The organism is Nocardioides luteus, assembly GCF_000960475.2.
Lineage (GTDB): Bacteria > Actinomycetota > Actinomycetes > Propionibacteriales > Nocardioidaceae > Nocardioides > Nocardioides luteus_A.
The window spans coordinates 85,466-102,655 of the sequence record NZ_JZDQ02000023.1 but is presented as its reverse complement, the minus strand read 5'-3'; the positions used below and the strand labels follow the sequence as shown (position 1 = coordinate 102,655).

Sequence of the window (17,190 nt, the reverse complement as noted above, 5' to 3'; positions counted from 1 at the left end):
GCCGGCGAGAACATCCTCCGTAACGGGTCGGCGGCCACCAGCCTCAACGAACGAGCAGCCCGAGCAACTCCCCCAGACCGACCACCTAGCGACTCACCTCGACGATCACATCGAGCACCCGGCGTACGACCGGACTGACCGAACCCCGCGCCCAGATCGCGTGCAGCTCGACGGGTCGCTCGGGGTCCTTGTCGAGGCGGGTGTCTCCGCCGCCGTGCTCGATGGGCCGGAAGACGACGCCTTCGACGTGCAGGGAGCTGGCGGAGACTGGGACGAAGCCGACACCACGCTCGGCGGAGACGAGGAGCATGGCGGTGAGGACCTGGTGTACGCGCTGCTCGATGCGGGGGTGGGCGTTGGCGAGGAAGCGTACGGAGAGCTCGTGGAAGTAGCGCGACTGCTGGGGGTGGTAGCCGATGACCGGCTGGCCCTCGAAGTCCTGCGGTGTCAGCGGGCGGTCGATGTCCGCCAGCGGATGGCCTTTTGGGAGCACGGCCATCAGCGGCTCACGGGAGATCACTCGGGAGGAGAGCAGCTCGGTGTCGAAGGGCGGGCGGGCCAGGCCGATGTCGAGCTCGCCGTGGCGGATGCCGTCGACCTGGGCGAGGGTCACCCGCTCGGAGAGCCGCACCTCGACGTCGGGGAGCTCGACGGTGAGGCGGCGCAGCAGCGGCCCCAGGATCGAGATGGCCGAGACGGCGGTGAAGCCGAGCCGGACCACCCCGGCCGCGCCCGCGTCGACACGTCGGGCCAGGTCACCGGCGCTCTCGACCAGGTTGAGCATCCGGTAGGCCTCGTCGAGGAAGGCCGCTCCGGCACCCGTCAGGGCGACCCTGCGGTTGTCCCGCTCGAGCAGCTGGGCACCGACCGCCTTCTCCAGCTTCTGGATCTGACGCGACAGCGGCGGCTGCGTCATCCGGAGGCGCTCGGCGGCCCGTCCGAAGTGGAGCTCCTCGGCGACCGCGACGAAGGAACGCACCTGATCGAGCGTGATCATTCGGCCAGCGTAGACCACGATGCACCAGGTGGAACACTCCATGCTGAAACGGGCTTGGACCGGTATCGCCAAGACTCTTAGTGTCGGTGGTCACACGACGGACCTAGGAGCAACGATGCGTACGACCACCCACCTTCTCGCCGCGACCGCCGGCGTCGCGGCCGTGGCCCTCTCCGCCTGCGGTGTCTCGAACACCACCGGTGGCAGCAGCGACGGCGAGGAGTATCCCGCCGGCAACGTCGAGATGTACGTCGGTGCCTCGGCGGGTGGCTCCAGCGACCTGATCAGCCGTGCGGTCTCCAAGGGCCTCTCCGACGAGCTCGGCGCCTCCTTCCCGGTCATCAACCTGGAGGGCGCCAACGGCGCGCTCGCCGCGAACAAGGTCGCCAAGGCCAAGGCCGACGGTCAGACCATCGCCATCCAGAACGCCTCCCTGTTCGCCATCACGCCGCTCGCGGTCAGCGAGGACGAGGCCACCAGCCTCGACGACTTCGACGTCGTCCAGGGCGTCTCCCGCGACGACTACGTCATGGTCACCGGCCCGAAGAGCGGCTTCAAGACCCTCGACGACATCAAGGCTGCCAAGAAGAAGGTCACGTACGGCACCACCGGCGTCGGCACCGGCGCCCAGCTCTCCTGCGGCCTGACGTACGCCTCGGCCGGGGTGGACGCCGAGGCGGTGCCGTTCGACGGCGGCGCGCCGGCCCTGACCGCGGTCCTCGGCAACCAGGTCGACACCGCATGCATCCAGGTCGGCGAGGCGATCGAGAACATCGAGTCCGGCAAGCTGACCCCGCTGAGCGTCTTCGGCCCCGAGCGGGTCGACTACCTGCCGGACGTCCCGACCGCCAAGGAGCAGGGCCTCGATGTCGAGGTCGCCCAGTACCGCTTCATGACCGTCCCCAAGGGCACCCCGGACGACGTCAAGGACGCCATCGCCGAGGCGATGCAGGCGACGTTCGAGACCGAGGAGTACCAGGCCTTCAACAAGCAGAACAGCCTCACCCCGATGGAGATCCCCGGCGACGAGGTGGTGACCCAGCTCGAGGAGGACAAGAAGCGGTTCGCCGACCTGGTCGACCAGTACGGTCTCAACCTCGGCGCGAGCTGACCCTCCCCCACGACGAAGGCACGACGATGAGCGACGAACGCACCCCCACTCCCGAGCCGGGCCAGGACATCCTGGCCGAGATCCAGGCCGAGGTGGCCCACGACCTGGAGGAGGATCGACCTCCCGCCGGCGGACCGGCCTACCAGGTGGCGGGTGCGCTCGTCGCCCTCGTCGTCGGCATCGGCGGCGCGGTCCTGTCCTACGGCTACGGGCTGGGCTCGCTGCGCCAGCCCGGGCCGGGCCTGTGGCCGTTCGTGGTCAGCATCGCGATCGCCCTGATGGCCGCGGCGCTGCTCGTCGTCGGCCGCAGCCTGACCGACAGCGAGAAGTTCACCCGCTCCAGCGTGCTCCCCGCGGTCGGCCTGGTCACCTTCATCGTGCTGGCCCTGCTGATGCCGGTGATCGGCTTCGAGCTCCCCTCGCTGCTGCTGTGCGTCGTCTGGCTGAGGTTCCTCGGCGGCGAGTCCTGGCGCAGCACGATCATCACCTCGGTCGTGACGGTCGCCGCGTTCTACTTCCTCTTCCTCTACGGGCTGCGCATCCCGCTGCCCCACCTGTTCTGAGCGGAGCCCCCAGTGGACGTCAACGCATTCCTCGACGGCTTCGGGCTCGTCACCGAACCGCAGAACCTGCTCTACTGCCTGATCGGCGTGCTCATCGGCATGCTGATCGGCGTACTCCCCGGCCTCGGGCCGGCGGCGACGATCGCCATCCTGCTGCCGATCACCTACAGCATCGACCCGGTCTCCGCGATCATCATGCTGGCCGGCATCTACTACGGTGCCCAGTACGGCGGCACGATCACCTCGGTCCTGCTCCGGCTGCCGGGCGAGGCCTCCTCGGTCGTCACGGTCTTCGACGGCTTCGCCCTGGCCAAGCAGGGCAGGGCCGGCACCGCCCTCGGCATCGCCGCCATCGGCTCCTTCATCGGCGCGACCGTCTCCATCCTCGGCCTGACCCTGGTGGCCCCGCTGATCGCCGGGTGGGCGCTGAGCTTCGGTGACCCGGAGTACGCCGCCCTGGCCCTGCTGGGCGTCCTGCTGGTCGCCACCATCGGCAACGGCAACAAGCTCAAGGCCATGCTCGCCGCCGCGTTCGGCCTGCTGCTGGCCACGATCGGCCGCGACAGCTTCAGCGGCGCCGAACGCTTCACCTTCGGCAGCCTGCAGCTGACCGAGGGCATCGACTTCGTGGTCGTCGCGATGGGTCTCTTCGGCGTCGGCGAGATCCTCTACAACCTCGAGGAGCGCCATGGGAAACCCCACGTCCCCGCCGCTGTGGCCAACATCTGGCCCTCGCGCAAGGACCTCAAGCAGTCCTCCGGCGCGATCGGCCGCGGCTCGCTGATCGGCTTCGTCCTGGGCGTGCTGCCCGGTGGTGGCGCGGTGATGTCCTCCCTGGCCGCGTACGCCACGGAGAAGCGGATCGCGAAGAACCCGGAGCGCTTCGGGCGCGGTGCCATCGAGGGCGTCGCGGCCCCCGAGACCGCCAACAACGCCGCGGCGACCTCCTCGTTCATCCCGCTGCTGACCCTCGGCATCCCGGCCAACGCGTCGATGGCGATGCTCTTCGGCGCCCTGCTCATCCTCGGCATCTCCCCCGGCCCGCAGCTGGTCGAGGAGCGCCCCGACCTGTTCTGGGGCGTCATCAACTCGATGTACATCGGCAACCTGATCCTGCTGGTCCTGAGCATCCCGCTGGTCGGCATCTTCGTCCGGATCCTGCGGGTGCGCCCGGCGATCCTGGCCCCGATCACCGCGCTGATCACGATCCTGGGCGTCTACACGATCAACAACTCCACCTTCGACATCTTCGTGATGATCGTCTTCGGCCTGATCGGCTACCTGATGAAGAAGGTCGGCTTCGAGCCCGGCCCGATGGTGCTCGCCTTCGTCCTCGGCTCGATCGTCGAGGACGGCGTACGCCGCTCGATGCTGATCTTCGACGGCGACCCGACCGGGTTCTTCACCCGGCCGATCTCGGGCACCATCCTCGCCGCCTTCGTCCTGGTCGCCCTGTGGCCTGCCGCCAAGGCGCTCCTCGCCCGTCGCAACGCCGCCACCGTCGCCGCCCCGGCCGAGCGCGACCACGCCGACACCCCGTCCCGCTGAGCCCGTCCCGCAGAGCCCGCTGAGAGAGGCACACCATGACCATCCTGATCGGCTACGTCCCCACCCCGGTAGGTGAGGCGGCCCTCGAGGCCGGCCTGGCCGAGGCGGCGGCTCGCGGCGACGACGTCGTCATCGTCAACAGCCCCCGCCGCGGCGCGACCGTGGACGCCGACCTCGTCGACGAGGCCGCGGCAGCGAAGCTCGTCGCCCGCGCCGAAGCGGCCGGCGTGAGCGCCCGCGTCGACCACACCACGCACGGAGCCGACGTCGTGGAGACCTTCGACGCGCTGGCCGCCGAGACCGGCGCCCGGCTGATCGTGATCGGGCTGCGCCGCCGCTCCCCGGTCGGCAAGGCCCTGCTGGGCAGCGACGCGCAGCGCATCCTGCTCGACGCCGGCGTACCGGTCCTCGCCGTGAAGCCGACCGCATGAGCGGCGGGCCCCACCACAGCCGGATCTCGAAGGTCGTCGTCACCCCGGTGGCGTTCGCCGACCCGCCGCTGCTCAATGTGGTCGGCGTCCACCAGCCGTGGGCGCTGCGCGCGATCGTCGAGATCCACACCGACACCGGCCTGGTCGGCCTCGGCGAGACGTACGCCGACGAGACCCACCTCGCCCGGCTCGACGCGGTCGCCGCGGCGCTGCCGGGCACGGACCCCTACGACACCCACGGCCTGCGACGGCTCGTCGTCGACGTACTCGGCAAGGAGACCGGCGGGGCGGGCGCCTCCTTCGGCGGCATGCTCGACGTCTCCTCCGCGGTCGACACCGTCTACTCCCCCTTCGAGGTCGCCTGCCTCGACCTGGTCGCCCGCGAGGCGGACCGTCCGGTCAGCGACCTGCTCGGCGGCGCCGTACGCGACCGGGTGCCGTTCAGCGGCTACCTGTTCTACAAGTGGGTCGGCCACCCCGGCTCCACGAACAACGGGCCCGACGACGCGTGGGGCGAGGCGCTGAACCCCGACCAGATCGTCGCGCAGGCGAACCGGATGGTCGACGGCTGGGGCTTCGGCTCGCTCAAGCTGAAGGGCGGGGTGTTCCATCCCGACGAGGAGTGCGCCGCGATCGAAGCGCTGCGCGACGCCTTCCCCGACCTGCCGCTGCGGCTGGACCCCAACGGCGCGTGGACGCCGGAGACGTCGGTGAAGGTCGCCGAGCGGCTGGCCGGCGTCGTGGAGTATCTCGAGGACCCGACCCCCGGGATCGAGGGGATGGCCCAGGTCGCGGCCCGCACCGACGTACCGCTGGCCACCAACATGTGCGTGATCGCCTTCGAGCACCTCAAACCCGCGATCGCGGCGGACGCCGTCCAGATCGTGCTCTCCGACCACCACCTGTGGGGCGGGCTGCGCCGGTCGGCGCTGCTGGGCGGCATCACCGACACCTTCGGGATGGGCCTGTCGATGCACAGCAACTCCCACCTGGGCGTCTCGCTGGCCGCGATGGTCCACCTGGCCGCCGCGACCCCCAACCTGACCTACGCCTGCGACACCCATTACCCCTGGAAGACCCAGGACGTCGTACGCCCCGGGGTCCTCGACTTCGAGGATGGTGCCGTCGCGGTGCCGACGGGTCCGGGCCTGGGCGTCGAGCTCGACCGTGACCTGCTCGGCGAGCTGCACGAGCAGTACCTGACCTGTGGCGTTCGCCGCAGGGAGGACACTGTCTACATGCGCTCGATCCACCCTGACTTCACACCGAACACGTCTCGATGGTGACCGCCTCGGGAACGACCGGCTCCGTCCCGGTCGTCGGCTATGCCTACCCGTGGGACGTGATCGGCGACCCGGCGTTCGCCGCTCGCGCCCGGGACCTCGGCGTCACGAAGGTCGCTCTCGCCGCGGCGTACCACACCACGCGGGCCGCGACCCCGCTCCACCCTCAGCACCGGATCGTCGAGGCCCGCAGCGCGGCGCTCTACCGGCCGGTGCGCCCCGAGGCCTGGGACGGCGCCCGGCTGGTGCCGCCGACGGCGACCTGGGTCGCCGCCGAGGACCCCTACGGTGAGGCCGCTGCCCTCCTGACCGAGGCCGGGTTCGAGGTCGCCGCCTGGATCGTGCTGACCCACTCCACGCTCCTCGGCGAGGCTCATCCCGACCTCGCGGTCGTCAACTGCTGGGACGAGCCCTACCCCTACGCCCTGTGCGCCCGCCACGAGCAGGTCCGCCGCTACGCGGCGACCCTGGCCGCCGAGGCCGTCCGCGACACCCCGACCACCACGGCCGTCCTCGAGGCGTGCGGCCAGCTCGGGTTCGGCCACGGCGGGCACCACGACAAGACCGACGGCGCCTACGACGCCGCCACCGAGGAGCTGCTCTCGATCTGCTGCTGCCCGGCCTGCCGCGAGGACTGGGTCGCCCGCGGACTCGACGCCGAGGCCACCGTCGCAGCTCTGCGCGCCGCGACCGGCGCAGCCTCCGCCGAGACCGTGGACCCGAAGGCCCTCGACCTCATCCTCGAGTCCCGCCATGCCGCGGCCGACGAGCTCCGCCGCCGGGTGATCGCGGCCGTCCGCGAGGCCGCGCCCGGCATCGCCGAGATCGCGCTGCACGCCCAGCCCGACCCCTGGGCCACCGGCGCCAGCCCTGGCCTGACCCCGACCACCGCCGACGACGTCGACCTGGTCGTCTCCTTCTGCTGGCCGACGACCGCGGCCTCGGTGGAGACCGGGCGCCGGCTCGTCGAGGCGGTCGACGGCAGGGCAGCGGCCGCTGCGTACGTCACCGTTCTTCCGCCCACCACCGAGGACGCCTTCGGCGACCACGTGAGGGCGCTGGTCGACGCCGGGATCGACCAGATCCACCTCTACCACCTCGGTCTCGCCGGCGCGGACAGGCAGCACCTGCTCGCCGAGGCCACCAGAGTCCGGAGGGGCGCATGACCCAGACCGTGCTGATCACCGGCGCCAGCGGCGGCATCGGGAGGATGATGCGCAGCCGGCTCGCCCGTGAGGGCCGCGTGCTGCGCCTCCTCGACGTCGTACGTCCCGAGGACCCCGCCGAGGGCGAGGCCGTCGAGATCATCGAGGCGTCAGTGACGGACGAGGCCGCGATGCGCGCCGCGTGCGAGGGTGTCGAGGCGGTGATCCATCTCGGCGGGATCAGCCGCGAGGCGCCCTGGGACGGGATCCTCTCGGCCAACATCGACGGCACCCGGGTGGTCCTCGAGGCCGCCCGGGACGCCGGGGTGGCGCGGGTCGTGCTCGCCTCGAGCAACCACGCGGCCGGGTTCTACGAGATCGACGACGCGCCCGAGGGCGGGCTTCCGGCCGACTCCCTCCCCCGACCGGACACCTACTACGGGGTCAGCAAGGTCGCGATGGAGGCGCTCGGCTCCCTCTTCCACGACCGCTACGGCCTGGACGTGACCGCGCTGCGGATCGGCTCGTGCTTCGAGAGGCCCTGGGACCGCCGCTCGCTGTGGACCTGGCTGTCGCCCGACGACTGCGCCCGGCTCCTCGAGGCCTGCCTGGCGACCTCCGAGCCCGCCTTCCGGGTGGTGTGGGGCATCTCCCGCAACACCCGCCGCTGGTGGTCGCTGGCCGAGGGCGAGGCGATCGGCTACCACCCGCAGGACGACTCCGAGATCTACGCCGCGGAGCTGCTCGGCGACGCGATCGACGAGGAGCCCCAGGGACGCGAGGAGCGGCTGGCGGGCGGGACGTTCTGCTTCACAACGCTCGGGGAGCACATGAAGTAGCTCAGCTGCTCAGCAGGCGCCTGCGGGTGCTGCCCAGGTGGACCCGCATGGCCGCGCGGGCGGTGTCGGCGTCGCCGGCCAGGATCGCGGCGGCGATGTTGTCGTGCTCGCGCTGCACCCGCTCGACGTGGAGCGCGTCGCTGGGCGAGTAGGCGTCGCCGAGCCGGGTGCGCGGCAGCATGATCATCATCGGCCCGAGCGAGTCCATCAGGTCGAGGTAGAAGCGGTTGCCGGTCGCGGCCGCGACGGCACGGTGGAAGGCGAAGTCGGCCTCCACCGCGCCGTCGGGATGCGCAGTGGCCAGCGCGGCGAGCGCCTCCTCGATGGTGCGCGATCCCTCCTCGTCGAGGTGGGCGGCGGCCAGGGCCGCCGCCTCGCACTCCACCCCGAGCCGGAAGTCGACCATGTCGAGCACGTCGTGCTGCGTACGGATCGCGGAGGACTCCAGCGCGAACGGCGAGGGCGCCGGGACCGTCAGGACGAACGAGCCGCGCCCCTGGAAGGTCTCGACCAGGCCCTCGGCGCGGAGCCGGGTGACCGCCTCGCGCGCCACGGTCCGGGACACCCCGTAGGTCGCGACCAGGTCGGACTCCGAGGGCAGCTTCGCCCCCGGAGCGAGGTCGCCGGACAGGATCTGGTCCTTGATCCCGGAGACGACGCGGTCGGCGAGCCCGGCGCTGATACTCATGCCGAGAACTTAGCCGTCTCCACGGTGAGCTTGCGCATCTGGTCGCTGAGCGTGAAGCCGAGACCGGGGCGGTCCGGCACCCACATCCGGCCGTCGCGGATGTCGATCCGCTCCTCGAAGAGCGGGTTGAGCCACTCGAAGTGCTCGACCCACGGCTCGGTCGGGTAGGCGGCGGCGAGGTGCAGGTGGATCTCCATCGCGTAGTGCGGCGCCAGCGCCAGACCGGCGTGAGCGGCGAGCGTGGCGAACTTCAGGAACGGAGTGATCCCGCCGATGCGGGGCGCGTCCGGCTGCACGATGCCGCGGTAGCCGGCATCGATCAGTGCCATGTGCTCGGGCACCGAGGTGAGCATCTCGCCGGTCGCGATCGGCGTGTCGAACGTACGCGACAGGTCGGCGTGGCCGACCGCGTCCCAGGCGTCGAGCGGCTCCTCGATCCAGATCAGGTCGAACCGCTCCAGCTCCCGGCACATCCGGCGGGCGCGGGCGCGGTCCCACTGCTGGTTGGCGTCGACCATGAACGGGGTGTCGCCGAGGTGCTCGCGCAGCGCGGCGACACGGCGCAGGTCCTCGGCCCAGTCGGGCTGGCCGACCTTGATCTTGATGCCGCCGATGCCGGCCTCGAGCGAGGCGGTGGCCTTCTCCTTGATCTCCTCGACGCTCGCCTGGAGGAAGCCGCCCGAGGTGTTGTAGACGCGGCAGGAGTCGCGGTGGGCACCGAGCAGCTTGGCCAGCGGCAGGCCGGCACGCCGGGCCTTGAGGTCGTGGAGCGCCACGTCGAGGGCGGCCACGGCCTGGGTCGCGACACCGCTGCGGCCGACCGAGGCGCCGGCCCACATCAGCGACTCGTAGATCTTGGCGATGTCGGAGGGGTCCTGGCCGATGGCGACCTCGGCGATCTCCTTGAGGTGGGCGTACTGCGCCGGGCCGCCGGCCCGCTTGGAGTAGCTGAAGCCCATCCCCTCGAAGCCCTGCTCGGTCGTCACCTCGACGAAGAGCAGCACGGTCTCGGTGAGCGGCTTCTGCCGCCCGGTGAGCACCTTGGCGTCGCTGACCGGGTTCTCGAGCGGGAGGACGACGTGGGAGAGGGTCAGTGAGGCGATGCGGTCGGCGGCCATGGCGGGATGCTCCTCGATGGGCTAAGTTGTATGACAAGTTGAGAACTTATCTGATGAGTGTTGAGGAGTCCAGAGCGTGACCGCCGATTCTCAGGTCCGGGTCGTCCGGCAGGTCCCCCGATGGCGCGACCTCGCGCCCTTTTTGCGACCCCGTCCGGTCCTGTGGCGGGCCGCCGACCGGCGGCTGTCCCGATGCGTCAGCGTCGACGACCTGGAGCGCGCCGCCCGCCGGCGGGTGCCGGCGGCGGTGTGGGACTACGTCGACGGCGGCTCGGACGGCGAGCACGCGATGCGCCGGAACCGGGAGGCCTTCGACCGCGTCGAACTGCGGCCCACGGCCTTCGGCCAGGTGGGCGAGCCGGAGGTGCGTACGACGATCCTCGGACGGCCCGCGGCGGCACCCATCGTGCTCGCACCGACCGGCTACACCCGGCTCAGCCACCACACCGGCGAGCGCGCGGTCGCCGCGGCGGCGGCCGCCGCCGGGCTGCCCTACACGCTCTCGACGTACGCGACGACCTCGATCACCGACGTCGCCCGCGCCGCCCCGCAGGGACGCAACTGGTTCCAGGTCTACCTGATGAAGGACCGCTCGGTGACGCTCGAGCACCTCTCCGAGGCGGCCTCGCAGGGCTACGAGGCGCTGATGCTGACCATCGACACGACCGTGACCGGGATGAAGCGCAAGGACAAGCTCAACGGGTTCGCGATCCCACCGCAGCTGAGCCTGCGTACGTTCGCGGGCATGGCCCGTCACCCCGGCTGGGTCGCGAACATCCTCACCACCGAGCCGCTGCGGTTCGCGACCTTCCCCGAGGGATCGCACCACGGCCGCTGGGGCACGTCCAACGAGCTGCGCGAGCAGGCGATCCGGCCCGCCGACATCGGCTGGCTCAAGGCGCACTGGGACGGCCCCGTGGTGGTCAAGGGCGTGCTCTCGGTCGCCGACGCGGTCGCCTGCGTCGAGGCCGGGGCCGACGCGCTGGTGCTCTCCAACCACGGCGGCCGCCAGCTCGACCGGGCACCGGTGCCGCTGGAGCTGCTGCCTGCGGTGGTCGACGCGGTCGGCTCTCGGACCGAGGTGTTCATCGATTCCGGCGTCCGCTCCGGCGGCGACATCGCCGCCGCGCTCGGCCTCGGCGCCCGCGGCGTACTGATCGGCCGGCCCTACCTCTACGGCCTGATGGTCGGCGGCCGACCAGGGGTCGACGCCGCCCTGGGGCTGCTGGTCGAGGAGCTGCGGCGGGCGATGTGCCTGCTCGGCACCCCCGACATCGCTGCGATCGGCCCCGAGCACGTACGTCTGCGGTCGGCATGACCGCCTCCCCCACCCCACCCGAGGAGCACCCGATGACCGACCTCGTCCACGACCTGCGCGCCGCCCTGGGCGAGAGCGCCGTGCTGACCGATCCGGCTGACATGGCGGCGTACGTCACCGACTGGACCGGCGTCTTCACCGGCACCGCCCTCGCGGTGGTGCGCCCGGCCTCGACCGCGGAGGTGGCGACGGTCGTCAGGCTGTGCGCTGCGGCGGGCGTCGCGGTCGTCCCGCAGGGCGGCAACACCGGCCTCGTCGGCGGCGGTGTACCCGACTCCGGCGGCGACCAGGTCGTGCTCTCGCTCTCCCGGATGCGGCGGATCCGGGAGGTCGACCCGGTCGCCGACACCCTCATCGTCGAGGCCGGCGCCCCGCTGGCGACCGTGCAGGAGGCGGCCGCGGCGGCCGGGCGGCTCTTCCCGCTCTCGCTCGGCTCGGAGGGCTCGTGCACCATCGGCGGCACGATCGCGACCAACGCCGGCGGCACCGCGGTGCTGCGCTACGGGATGATGCGCGAGCTGGTGCTCGGCCTGGAGGTCGTGCTCCCCGACGGCCGGGTCTGGGACGGGCTGCGGCCGCTGCGCAAGGACAACACCGGCTACGACCTCAAGCAGCTGTTCATCGGCTCGGAGGGCACGCTCGGCGTGGTCACCGCCGGGGTGCTGCGGTTGCTGCCGGCGACACCCCGTCGGGCGACCGCTTTCGTGGCGCTCGAGTCGGTCTCGGCCGCCACGGCGCTGCTTCCGCTGCTCCGCGAGCACGGCGGCGGGCAGCTGACGACGTGGGAGCTGCTGGGCCGGCAGGCGCTCGACCTGGTCCTGGCCCACCTGCCCGGGGTCCGCGACCCGTTCGCTGGTCAGCACGAGTGGTACGGCCTCGTCGAGCTCGCCGGCACCTCCGCCGACGTCGACGAGCGGCTCGAGTCGGCACTCGAGGCCGCCGCTTCGCAGGGGTTGCTCGTCGATGCCGTGGTCGCGGGCAGTCCCGCCCAGCGCGAGTCGCTGTGGGCACTGCGCGAAGGCGTCTCGGAGGCCCAGAAGAGCGAGGGCGCGACCCTCAAGCACGACGTCACCCTGCCGATCACGGCCCTGTCCCGGTTCGTCGCCGAAGCCGGCCCCGCGCTCCTTGCCGCGCTGCCGGGGCTGCGGCTGGTGACGTACGGGCACATCGGGGACGGCAACCTGCACTACAACCTCTCGGCGCCCGTCGGCGACGACGCGGCGCTGAGGCGGGAGGCTCCCAGGCTGACCCGGATGATTTACGACGCCGTCACCGCGCTCGGCGGCAGCATCTCCGCCGAGCACGGGATCGGCGCGCTCAAGCGGGATGCTGCGGCGGCGTACAAGACGGGTGTCGAGGTCGACCTCCTGCGAGCCGTGAAGCAGGCGATCGACCCGCGCGGACTGATGAATCCCGGGAAGATGCTGGCCTGATCCCCCGCCGAAGGAAGATCTCCCCACTCCCACGTAGGTTCCCCACGCTCCGGAGTGTGGGGAACCTACGTGGGAGCGGGGAAGTCTTCGCAGCAGTGCAGCACTTGTCCCACATCGGGATGGACGCCGACCGAGGCCATCCACCTCGGCACCCCGTTCAGACCGAGACTGCTGTCACGACCACGCCCGCCGCAGCTCTCGAGCAATCCGGTTGGGAGACCCTGGGCGCAGCAGGCGGCGGATGGCCCGACGATACGCTCGCCCACCGACTGGAAGGTCGTGATCGAACAAGCCAGGGCTCATCGGGAGACGGCCCAGCGCGAATCCACTCGACGAGACCGAGCCTGGGCAAGCTGCGTACGCGAAGCCCTGCTCGACGGCCACGCCGCGACGGAGCTCACCGACGCCGCCGGTGTCTCCGCTCAGCGGATCTATCAGATTCGCGACCGCAGGCGATGACCCGGCCCTCCAACACTGCGGCGTCCACCCGGCGCTACCGAACCCTAGGAGGCTGAGTCACAGATGCCGTGACTGAGTCTCCTAGGGGTCAGCGATCGGGACGATCCGCGCTCGCCGACCCGCAGCGAGCGCGTCCCTCACATCACAGGCCCTGGGCGACCCGGTAGAACACCTGGTTCCAGCGCACCTGGTCGGCGAAGCCGCGGCGGGTGGTCGACTCGTCGATGACGAGCAGCTCGGTGCGGGCGATGTTCGCGAACACCTCGAAGGCCTCGATCCCGGCGGCGGTCGACATCACCGTGTGGTGTGCGCCGCCGGCGGTCAGCCAGGCCTCGGCCGAGGTGGCGAAGTCGGGGCGCGGGGCCCAGACGGCGCGCGCGACCGGCAGGTTGGGCAGGGCCTGGGACGGGGGTACGACGTCGACGACATTGGCGGTCAGCCGGAACCGGTCACGCATGTCGGCCAGCGACACGACCACGGCACCCTCGGTGGTGTCGGCGTCGAAGACCATCCGGACCGGGTCCTCGCGGTCGCCGATCCCGAGCGGGTGGATCTCGACGCGGGGGGTGGAGGTGGTCAGCGAAGGGCAGATCTCGAGCATGTGGGCGCCGAGGATCACCTCCGCGCCGGGGGTGAGGTCGTAGGTGTAGTCCTCCATCAGGGAAGCGCCACCGGGCAGCCCCTCCCCCATCACCTTGGCGGCGCGCACCAGGACCGCGGTCTTCCAGTCGCCCTCGGCGCCGAAGCCGTAGCCCTTGCTCATCAACCGCTGCACGGCGATGCCGGGGAGCTGGCGCAGGCCGCCGAGGTCCTCGAAGTTGGTGGTGAACGCCTTCGCGTCGCGCTCCACCAGGAACGCCTCCATGGCGATCTCCTGGCGGGCGGCGTAGCGCAGCGAGTCGTGGCACTCGCCGCCTCGGCGGAGCTCGGCGACGACGTCGTAGAGCTCCTCGTACTCGGCGACGAGCGCGTCCACGGCGTCCTCCGCCACCGCCTCGACCGCGGCGACCAGGTCGTTGACACCCCAGGTGTTGACCGAGACGCCGAACCGCAGCTCGGCCTCGGTCTTGTCGCCCTCGGTGACTGCGACGTTGCGCATGTTGTCGCCGAAGCGGACCAGGTTGAGACCGTGGGTGGCGGCCCAGCCGGCGGCGCCGCGGGCCCAGGTGCCGACCCGGCGGGTGACGGCCGGGTTGGACACGTGGCCGACGACGGTGGTGCGGGCGACGCCGAGGCGGGTGGCGATGTAGGCGTACTCACGGTCACCGTGGGCGGCCTGGTTGAGGTTCATGAAGTCCATGTCGATCTCCGACCAGGGGAGCTCGACGTTGGCCTGGGTGTGCAGGTGCAGCAGCGGCTTCTGGAGCGTGTCCAGGCCGGCGATCCACATCTTGGCCGGGCTGAAGGTGTGCATCCAGGTGATGACGCCGAGGACGTTGTCGTCGGAGTTGGCCTCGAGCATCGCCCGACGGATCGACGCTGCGTCCTTCAGGACGGGCTTCCACACGACCTTCGCAGGTACGTCGTCCGATGCGTCGAGGGCTCGGGCGACCTCCTGGGACTGCTCGGCCACCTGGCGAAGGGTCTCCTCGCCGTAGAGGTCCTGGCTGCCGGTGAAGAACCAGACCTCGCGGTCCGCGTAGGGCTTGCTCATGTGGGGGTCCTTCCAGTGCTGAGATGTGGGTCGGGGCGGACAGCTCAGTGCTGGCCGTAGACGTTCTGGTAGCGGTCGTAGAGCGAGTCGATGTGGCCCTGGTCGATCGGCAGCGGCTGGCCGAGCTGGCGCGCGATGTGCACCGTGCGGGCGACCTCCTCGCACATCACCGCGGCCTTGACCGCGGCGCGGCCGTCCTTGCCGATCGTGAACGGGCCGTGGTTCTGCATCAGCACCGCCGGGCTGCGCGACTCGCGCAGGGTCTCCACGATGCCGCGGCCGATGGAGTCGTCGCCGATGATCGCGAACGGGCCGACCGGGACCGGGCCGCCGAACTCGTCGGCCATCATCGTGAGCACGCAGGGGATCTCCTCCCCGCGCGCCGCCCAGGCCGTGGCGTAGGTGGAGTGGGTGTGGACCACTCCCCCGACCTCGGGCATGTTGGCATAGACGTACGCATGGGCGGCCGTGTCCGAGGACGGCGACCGCTCGCCCTCGACGAGCTTGCCCTCCAGGTCGCACACGACCATCGCCTCGGCGGTGATGTCCTCGTAGGCGACCCCGGACGGCTTGATGACGAGCAGGTCCTCGCCGTCGGGGTTCGGCACCCGCTCGGAGACGTTTCCGGCGGTCCACACGATCAGCTCCCAGCGGGGCAGCTCGGCGTGCAGTGCGGCGACGCGCTCCTTGGTGGCGTCGACGGCGTCGCGAAGCGCGGCGGGTACGCCGGTCATCACTGGTCTCCTTCTACTGCGGTGGGGGCGGGGTCTGCAGTGGCGGCAGGGTCTGCCGTGGGGGCGAGCGAGGCGACGGCGGCGCGCTCGATGTCGAGCCCGGCCTCGTAGCGCTCGAGATAGGTCCGGAACCCGGCGAGGTCGGCGGCGTCCGGCTCGACGACCTCCAGGTCGATGTCGCCGAAGACGCGCTCGGCGAGATAGGTGCCCAGGGTCAGGTCGCTCTCGGCTTCGGCGGCCCGGGCGTACGCAGCCAGGACCGCGATCCCCCAGGCACCGCCCTCGCCGGCGGTGCGGCCGACCGCGACGGGGGCCCCGATGGCCGCGGCGAGCAGGCGCTGGGCGACGCCCGCGGTGCGGAACAGGCCGCCGTGGGCGAACATCGCGTCGATCTCGACGCCCTGGTCGGCGAGCACGCGCATGCCGAGGGCGAGGGTGCCGAAGACGCCGTACACCTGGGCACGCGCGAACCCGGCCAGGTCGAGGCGGCTTCCGGGGGTGCGTACGAACAGCGGGCGGCCCTCGTCGAGACCGGTGATCGGCTCGCCGGCCAGATAGTTGTACGCCAGCAGCCCACCGCCGTCGGGGGAACCGTTGAGCGCCGCGGTCAGCAGGGCACCGAAGACGGCGTCGGGCTCGCAGGGGTGACCGAGCGCTGCGGCGAACTCGCCGAAGACGCCGGCCCAGGCGTCGAGCTCGCTGGCACCGTTGTTGCAGTGCACCATCGCGACCGGGTCGCCGGCCGGCGTGGTGACGATGTCGATGGCGTGGTGGGTGGTCTCGAGGGGGTTCTCGAGGACGACCATCGCGAAGATCGAGGTGCCGGCGCTGACGTTCCCGGTGCGGGTGGCGACCGAGTTGGTGGCGACCATCCCGGTGCCGGCGTCACCCTCGGGTGGGCACAGCGGGATGCCGGCTTCCAGCGTGCCGGTCGGGTCGAGCAGCACGGCGCCCTCGGGGGTGAGCCGGCCAGCGTCGGCGCCGGCCGGGAGGACCTGCGGGAGCAGGCCTTCGGCCTTGAGGCCTGGGTGCTTCGCGGCGGCCAGGTGACCGAGCTGCTCCAGCATCCGCTGGTCGTAGGTCCCCGTGGCGGGGTCGATGGGGAAGACGCCGGAGGCGTCGCCCACGCCGAGCACGTGCTCCCCGGTCAGCGCCCGGTGGACGTAGCCCGCGAGGGTGGTCAGCGAGGCGATCCGGGCCAGGTGGGGCTCGTCGTCGAGGATCGCCTGGTAGAGGTGGGCGACCGACCAGCGCAGCGGGATGTTGGTACCGAAGGTCTCCGACAGCTCGGCCGCCGCGACCGCGGTGTTGGTGTTGCGCCAGGTGCGGAACGGCACCAGCAGCTCGCCGTCCGCGTCGAAGGCGAGGTAGCCGTGCATCATCGCCGAGACGCCGATCGCACCGAAGGTGTCTGGGCGCTGGCCGTAGCGGCGCTCGACCTCGTCGCCGAGGGCGGCGAAGGCTCCTTGGACTCCGGCCCAGACCGCCTCGAGCGAGTAGGTCCATAGGCCGTCGACGAGCTCGTTCTCCCACAGGTGGGAGCCGGTGGCGACGGGCGCGTGGTCGGGCCCGATCAGGCACGCCTTGATGGTGGTCGAGCCCAGCTCGATACCGAGCGAGGTCGTTTCGAGGTCAGGCAGCTGCCCTGCTCGCTGCGTCATCACGGCTCCGTTTCTGCCCGACGGCTCGGGGTGGGGTTCGAGGCGATGTGAACGCTAACATATTGCGGGCAGGTTACTGCTGGGTTCCCCACAGAGCTCTTTCGAGACTCCCGTCGGGCGAAGCGTCAGCCCCGTCGGGCGAAGCGTCAGCCCCGTCGGGCGAAGCGTCACTCCCGTCGGCGAAGCGTCACTCCCGTCGGCGAAGCGT

The 17,190-nt window shown here is 71.4% G+C and carries 15 protein-coding genes; 9 read left to right on the top strand and 6 right to left on the bottom strand.

Annotation, left to right across the window (positions count from 1 at the left end):
• Positions 1–85 precede the first annotated feature (85 nt).
• Entirely contained in the window at positions 86–997 is a 912-nt protein-coding gene (locus UG56_RS16910; protein WP_045551601.1) for a LysR substrate-binding domain-containing protein, read from the bottom strand.
• A gap of 115 nt (positions 998–1,112) precedes the next feature.
• Here UG56_RS16910 and UG56_RS16905 point away from each other — a divergent pair, with 115 nt between their 5' ends.
• The 7 genes from UG56_RS16905 to UG56_RS16875 are packed head-to-tail and all read left to right on the top strand — an operon-like array spanning position 1,113 to position 7,917.
• Positions 1,113–2,108 (top strand): tripartite tricarboxylate transporter substrate binding protein, encoded by a 996-nt coding sequence (locus UG56_RS16905; protein ID WP_045551602.1) that lies wholly within the window; start codon positions 1,113–1,115, stop codon positions 2,106–2,108.
• Between the two features lie 26 nt (positions 2,109–2,134).
• The gene (locus UG56_RS16900; protein WP_143055078.1) at positions 2,135–2,671 is read left to right on the top strand and encodes a tripartite tricarboxylate transporter TctB family protein; all 537 of its coding nucleotides are present in this window, start codon (positions 2,135–2,137) and stop codon (positions 2,669–2,671) included.
• Between the two features lie 12 nt (positions 2,672–2,683).
• Positions 2,684–4,219, top strand: coding sequence for a tripartite tricarboxylate transporter permease (locus UG56_RS16895; RefSeq protein WP_045551603.1), 1,536 nt, complete (start codon positions 2,684–2,686; stop codon positions 4,217–4,219).
• Positions 4,220–4,254: 35 nt separating this feature from the next.
• Positions 4,255–4,650: a universal stress protein gene (locus UG56_RS16890; protein WP_071327151.1), complete on the top strand. Its 396-nt coding sequence runs from the start codon at positions 4,255–4,257 to the stop codon at positions 4,648–4,650.
• On the top strand, positions 4,647–5,936 hold the full coding sequence (locus UG56_RS16885) for a glucarate dehydratase family protein (protein ID WP_045552102.1): 1,290 nt from the start codon (positions 4,647–4,649) through the stop codon (positions 5,934–5,936). Before UG56_RS16890 ends, UG56_RS16885 begins: the two co-directional genes overlap by 4 nt.
• Positions 5,933–7,099, top strand: a complete 1,167-nt coding sequence (locus UG56_RS16880; protein ID WP_071327152.1) for a hypothetical protein — start codon at positions 5,933–5,935, stop codon at positions 7,097–7,099. Before UG56_RS16885 ends, UG56_RS16880 begins: the two co-directional genes overlap by 4 nt.
• Positions 7,096–7,917 (top strand): NAD-dependent epimerase/dehydratase family protein, encoded by an 822-nt coding sequence (locus UG56_RS16875; RefSeq protein ID WP_045550734.1) that lies wholly within the window; start codon positions 7,096–7,098, stop codon positions 7,915–7,917. Before UG56_RS16880 ends, UG56_RS16875 begins: the two co-directional genes overlap by 4 nt.
• 1 nt (position 7,918) lies before the next feature.
• On the opposite strand, the gene UG56_RS16870 is transcribed toward UG56_RS16875, so the two are convergent.
• Together UG56_RS16870 and UG56_RS16865 are read right to left on the bottom strand one after the other, a co-directional pair.
• Positions 7,919–8,605 carry a FadR/GntR family transcriptional regulator gene (locus tag UG56_RS16870; protein ID WP_218145234.1) on the bottom strand — a complete coding sequence of 229 codons (687 nt, stop codon included), beginning with the start codon at positions 8,603–8,605 and terminating at the stop codon, positions 7,919–7,921.
• Entirely contained in the window at positions 8,602–9,723 is a 1,122-nt protein-coding gene (locus UG56_RS16865; RefSeq protein WP_045550733.1) for an L-talarate/galactarate dehydratase, read from the bottom strand. Before UG56_RS16865 ends, UG56_RS16870 begins: the two co-directional genes overlap by 4 nt.
• Positions 9,724–9,799: 76 nt before the next feature.
• Between UG56_RS16865 and UG56_RS16860 the strand changes: the two genes are divergently transcribed.
• Both UG56_RS16860 and UG56_RS16855 read left to right on the top strand, forming a co-directional pair.
• Positions 9,800–11,041 carry an alpha-hydroxy acid oxidase gene (locus UG56_RS16860; RefSeq protein ID WP_045550732.1) on the top strand — a complete coding sequence of 414 codons (1,242 nt, stop codon included), beginning with the start codon at positions 9,800–9,802 and terminating at the stop codon, positions 11,039–11,041.
• A 32-nt stretch (positions 11,042–11,073) separates the two neighbouring features.
• Positions 11,074–12,474 (top strand): FAD-binding oxidoreductase, encoded by a 1,401-nt coding sequence (locus tag UG56_RS16855; protein ID WP_045550731.1) that lies wholly within the window; start codon positions 11,074–11,076, stop codon positions 12,472–12,474.
• 601 nt (positions 12,475–13,075) lie between these two features.
• Here the strand turns inward: UG56_RS16855 and araA are convergent.
• Genes araA through UG56_RS16840 form a run of 3 tightly spaced genes read right to left on the bottom strand, consistent with a single transcriptional unit; the run spans position 13,076 to position 16,982 of the window.
• Positions 13,076–14,587, bottom strand: a complete 1,512-nt coding sequence (gene araA / locus UG56_RS16850; protein WP_045550730.1) for an L-arabinose isomerase — start codon at positions 14,585–14,587, stop codon at positions 13,076–13,078.
• 44 nt (positions 14,588–14,631) lie between these two features.
• Positions 14,632–15,321: an L-ribulose-5-phosphate 4-epimerase gene (locus UG56_RS16845; RefSeq protein WP_045550729.1), complete on the bottom strand. Its 690-nt coding sequence runs from the start codon at positions 15,319–15,321 to the stop codon at positions 14,632–14,634.
• Entirely contained in the window at positions 15,321–16,982 is a 1,662-nt protein-coding gene (locus UG56_RS16840) for a xylulokinase (RefSeq protein ID WP_045550728.1), read from the bottom strand. The genes UG56_RS16845 and UG56_RS16840 overlap by 1 nt, the downstream gene beginning before the upstream one ends.
• Between the last annotated feature and the right edge of the window lie 208 nt (positions 16,983–17,190).

Coding starts and splice junctions, on each gene's coding strand:
- UG56_RS16875 (WP_045550734.1), top strand. CDS start 7,096: ATGACCCAGACCGTGCTGATCACCGGCGCCAGCGGCGGCATCGGGAGG.
- araA (WP_045550730.1), bottom strand. CDS start 14,587: ATGAGCAAGCCCTACGCGGACCGCGAGGTCTGGTTCTTCACCGGCAGC.
- UG56_RS16885 (WP_045552102.1), top strand. CDS start 4,647: ATGAGCGGCGGGCCCCACCACAGCCGGATCTCGAAGGTCGTCGTCACC.
- UG56_RS16905 (WP_045551602.1), top strand. CDS start 1,113: ATGCGTACGACCACCCACCTTCTCGCCGCGACCGCCGGCGTCGCGGCC.
- UG56_RS16840 (WP_045550728.1), bottom strand. CDS start 16,982: ATGACGCAGCGAGCAGGGCAGCTGCCTGACCTCGAAACGACCTCGCTC.
- UG56_RS16900 (WP_143055078.1), top strand. CDS start 2,135: ATGAGCGACGAACGCACCCCCACTCCCGAGCCGGGCCAGGACATCCTG.
- UG56_RS16855 (WP_045550731.1), top strand. CDS start 11,074: ATGACCGACCTCGTCCACGACCTGCGCGCCGCCCTGGGCGAGAGCGCC.
- UG56_RS16865 (WP_045550733.1), bottom strand. CDS start 9,723: ATGGCCGCCGACCGCATCGCCTCACTGACCCTCTCCCACGTCGTCCTC.
- UG56_RS16890 (WP_071327151.1), top strand. CDS start 4,255: ATGACCATCCTGATCGGCTACGTCCCCACCCCGGTAGGTGAGGCGGCC.
- UG56_RS16845 (WP_045550729.1), bottom strand. CDS start 15,321: ATGACCGGCGTACCCGCCGCGCTTCGCGACGCCGTCGACGCCACCAAG.
- UG56_RS16910 (WP_045551601.1), bottom strand. CDS start 997: ATGATCACGCTCGATCAGGTGCGTTCCTTCGTCGCGGTCGCCGAGGAG.
- UG56_RS16870 (WP_218145234.1), bottom strand. CDS start 8,605: ATGAGTATCAGCGCCGGGCTCGCCGACCGCGTCGTCTCCGGGATCAAG.